This is a genomic window from Priestia sp. P5_B4, assembly GCF_056400385.1.
The window spans coordinates 1-3,859 of record NZ_JBFULJ010000346.1; the positions used below are offsets into that span (position 1 = coordinate 1).

A 3,859-nucleotide genomic window follows, 5' to 3' on the forward strand; every position below is an offset into this window, starting at 1 on the left:
GTACCCTTTATGATTTTGACGGTATATATTCAAATGTACGTTAACATCTTGAATCGTATCCGCCATTCGTAAGTCTAATAATTTAACCGTGGGCTTTGTTTCTGCATCCACAAGTACGTACGCAAATATCCCTCCGCTTTCATACGAATTACCAGGTGCGTCTTGCATGTATCTAGGAACAATTTTCGTAAAGTCAATCGGATATTTTTGATAAATCGGCGTGTCCATATCTTTCGTTTTTATTGGCAATAAGCCTCCGCTTTCTTGTTTAAATTGATCAACCGCCGTTTGCACGGAAGCAACTTGATCTTTATAAGGAACTTGATTTTGAGACATTCTTTCTGCCGGGTACAAACAACCGGATAATACAAAAATGGTTAACCCAACAATAGACGTTAGCATGAATTTTTTCATTTTCCTCACCCTACCATATGTACATTAAGCATCTGTCGGCCCGCTGAATACAACAATTACCATAATAAGACCTGCTACAATCATAAGCGAATAGGCAATGAAAGCGAGTACAATTTTACCAATGCGGTTCGTAATTTTATAACGACTAAAGTAAATAGAAAATACCGAAATAAACATAAATACAATGGAGCCCAATGAAATCCACATCTTTAACAAACCTGGCGACAAACTGCATCCACTCCTTTTTTCACCGTTATTATAACATAAGGACTTATAGTTAAGATGGATATTGATAGAACTTTCTAAATTAACTATTTATTTACCTTCCAGTGATTCATGCTCTATAGTAATTACTTTCCTATTAAATTGACAAATTCCTGCTTATTCACATAAAAAAATCGAAGCGAAGGGGGCTCTTCGCTTCGATCATAACTAAATATTCCCATACTAACAGTTCTACTCATCTTTATTTACACGTTATTTTATGCAAGTAAATGATTTTGGGTATCACTAATTGCCTATTTTTTCATATTTCTTTGCACTTAATTTAATTTTTCTCCTAAAACATTCGCTAAATCTTCCATTTCATGTGTTTTAGTACGAGACATAAGCGCGTCTACTGCATCCTTTGCCTTCACATCATTAAACAGTACATTATATAAAGCATCAGCAATCGGCATTTTTACGTCATATTTTTGAGATAGCTGGTAAGCTGCTTTCGTCGTGCGTACACCTTCTACAACCATTCCCATATTTTCTAATACTTCGTCTAAATTTTTGCCTTTTCCAAGAAGATTACCAGCGCGCCAATTTCGAGAATGAACGCTTGTACACGTTACAATCAAGTCTCCAATCCCCGTTAAACCTGAGAACGTCAAAGGATTGGCACCAAGCACAGTACCTAAACGAGCGATTTCAGCCAAGCCACGAGTCATAAGAGCGGCCTTCGCATTGTCACCATATCCAAGTCCATCCGTAATACCAGCAGCAAGAGCAATAATATTTTTTAACGCTCCCCCAATTTCCACACCAATCACATCAGGATTTGTATAAACACGGAAGTACTGCTGATTATTAAATAAATCCTGCACTTTTTCTGCTGCTTGTATATTTGTTGAAGCTGACGTCACAGTTGTGGGCTGCCTTCTACTTACTTCTTCAGCATGACTCGGACCTGATAAGACAACGATGTCTTTTGTATCAATTTCTTGTTGAATCATTTGAGATATACGTAAAAGAGAATCCGGTTCAATCCCTTTACTTACGTGAACAATTGTAAATAGTTCATCGGTAAGGGATTTTAGCTGCTGCAACACTTCACGAATGGCCTTCGTTGGAACAGCTAAAATAAGGGTTTCAACACCTTCTATTGCCTTTTCTAATGACGTAAAACCTTTAATCTGATGAGGAAGCTCTACACCAGGCAAATATTTTTCATTCTTATGCGTCTCGTTGATTTGATCAATGACTTGTTGTCTATGTCCCCAAATGCGAACATCGTGTCCATTTTCCGCCAATACGAAAGCTAATGCAGTTCCCCAGCTTCCTGCTCCTAGTACAGCTATTCTTTCCACGCCGATCACATCCTCTGTTATTTTCTTGGTCTTGCAATAATTTTAATTGGAGTTCCTTCAAATCCAAAAGCTTCACGAAGCTTATTTTCTAAGAAACGTTTATATGAAAAATGCATTAGCTCAGGATCATTTACAAACACAACAAAAGTTGGCGGCTTGATTGCTACTTGAGTTGTGTAATAGATTTTCAAGCGGTTGCCGTTGTGAGTAGGCGTAGGGTTCATTGCTACTGCATCCATAATCACATCATTTAAGATGCTTGTTTCTACACGTACCGCATGGCTTTCGCTTGCAAGATCAATCATCGGCAATAGCGTATGCGTACGTTTTTTCGTTTTAGCTGAAAGGAATACAATTGGAGCATATGTTAAGAACTGAAAATGCTCACGTATATTCTCTTCAAATTTTTTCATTGTTTTTTCATCTTTTTCTACTGTATCCCATTTGTTCACAACGATGACAACAGCTTTTCCAGCTTCTTGTGCATAGCCAGCAATTTTCTTATCTTGTTCAATAATACCCTCTTCAGCATTTAATACAACTAAGACAACATCTGAGCGTTCAATTGCCTTTAATGCGCGCAGTACGCTGTATTTTTCAGTACTCTCGTACACTTTTCCACGCTTTCTCATTCCAGCTGTATCAATAACAACATATTCTTGATCTTCTTTTGTAAACTTTGTATCAATGGCATCGCGTGTCGTGCCGGCAAGATCACTGACAATAACACGGTCTTCACCTAGAAGAGCATTAACTAATGAAGATTTCCCTACGTTAGGACGACCAATCAATGAAAATTTAATGACGTCTTCTCCGTAATCTTCGTCTTTTTCTTTTGGAAAGTGCTTAGCTGCCTCGTCTAGCAGGTCACCTAAACCTAAACCATGCGTTCCTGAGATTGGGAACGGTTCTCCATATCCTAGTGCGTAGAAATCATAGATTAATTCTCTCATTTCAGGATTATCTACTTTATTAACAGCTAGGACAACGGGCTTTTTGGATTTGTATAAAATTTTCGCCACTTCTTCATCAGCTGCAGTAATTCCATCGCGTCCATTCACTAGAAAAATGATTACGTCCGCTTCATCAATTGCAATTTCTGCCTGCTGTTTGATCTGTTCTAAAAATGGCTCATCTCCAATATCAATACCGCCGGTATCAATAATGTTAAAGTCCACATTCAGCCACTCACCTGAACTATAGATACGATCACGTGTTACACCCGGAATATCTTCTACAATAGATACTCGCTCTCCTACAATTCGGTTGAAAATTGTTGATTTTCCTACGTTGGGACGACCAACAATCGCAATAATTGGTTTTGGCATACGATTCTTCCCTTTCCTTGATCTTTTTTATGTATCGGCAACCAGTCTTTAATCGACTAAAGGTATTTATCTACATGTACAAATAAATAAGATCATTCTTTTTTCAAAAATTGAGGCCATGCAGCGTGGCATGACCTCTACTAATCGATCATAAGCGATAAAGCAGGCTTTTTATCAGCTCTATTTTACACTAGGCTGATTAACTGCCTATCCGCTGAATAAGCATTACTCTTTCAATCAAACAATTTTATCAAAAATCACCGGTAACAACAATATAATTTTACGAAATCTCTTCTTCTATTTGTAAGTACTTTGCTTTTGCCTGTGAGACTTCAGCACGTACAAATCTAAATAAGCAGAGAAATAAACCAGCATCTCCCAAATAAACATAGCTCCTACTGCTGTTGCTAAAACGTCGAGTGTCCGAAGAGACCCTACTTCATAAGATGCAATATCTCGAATGACAACTGCGTATAAAAAATCTCCTCCAACTACACCTAAAATGATCGCTGCGAATCTTTTTTCAGCATCTTTAATCACCAT

4 protein-coding genes and 1 pseudogene are annotated in these 3,859 nt (G+C 37.8%); all 5 read right to left on the minus strand.

Annotated features, from left to right (window positions below):
- A pseudogene (locus AC1DRF_RS18980) lies at positions 1-414 on the minus strand (hypothetical protein); the annotation flags it as partial.
- A gap of 24 nt (positions 415-438) precedes the next feature.
- Positions 439-642: a DUF2768 domain-containing protein gene (locus AC1DRF_RS18985; RefSeq protein ID WP_013059020.1), complete on the minus strand. Its 204-nt coding sequence runs from the start codon at positions 640-642 to the stop codon at positions 439-441.
- A 314-nt stretch (positions 643-956) separates the two neighbouring features.
- Positions 957-1,988 (minus strand): NAD(P)H-dependent glycerol-3-phosphate dehydrogenase, encoded by a 1,032-nt coding sequence (locus tag AC1DRF_RS18990; RefSeq protein ID WP_013084894.1) that lies wholly within the window; start codon positions 1,986-1,988, stop codon positions 957-959.
- A gap of 17 nt (positions 1,989-2,005) precedes the next feature.
- Positions 2,006-3,316 carry a ribosome biogenesis GTPase Der gene (der, locus tag AC1DRF_RS18995; RefSeq protein ID WP_013059022.1) on the minus strand — a complete coding sequence of 437 codons (1,311 nt, stop codon included), beginning with the start codon at positions 3,314-3,316 and terminating at the stop codon, positions 2,006-2,008.
- Positions 3,317-3,613: 297 nt separating this feature from the next.
- The coding region (locus tag AC1DRF_RS19000; protein ID WP_477741402.1) for a YphA family membrane protein at positions 3,614-3,859 on the minus strand (246 nt) is incomplete at its 5' end.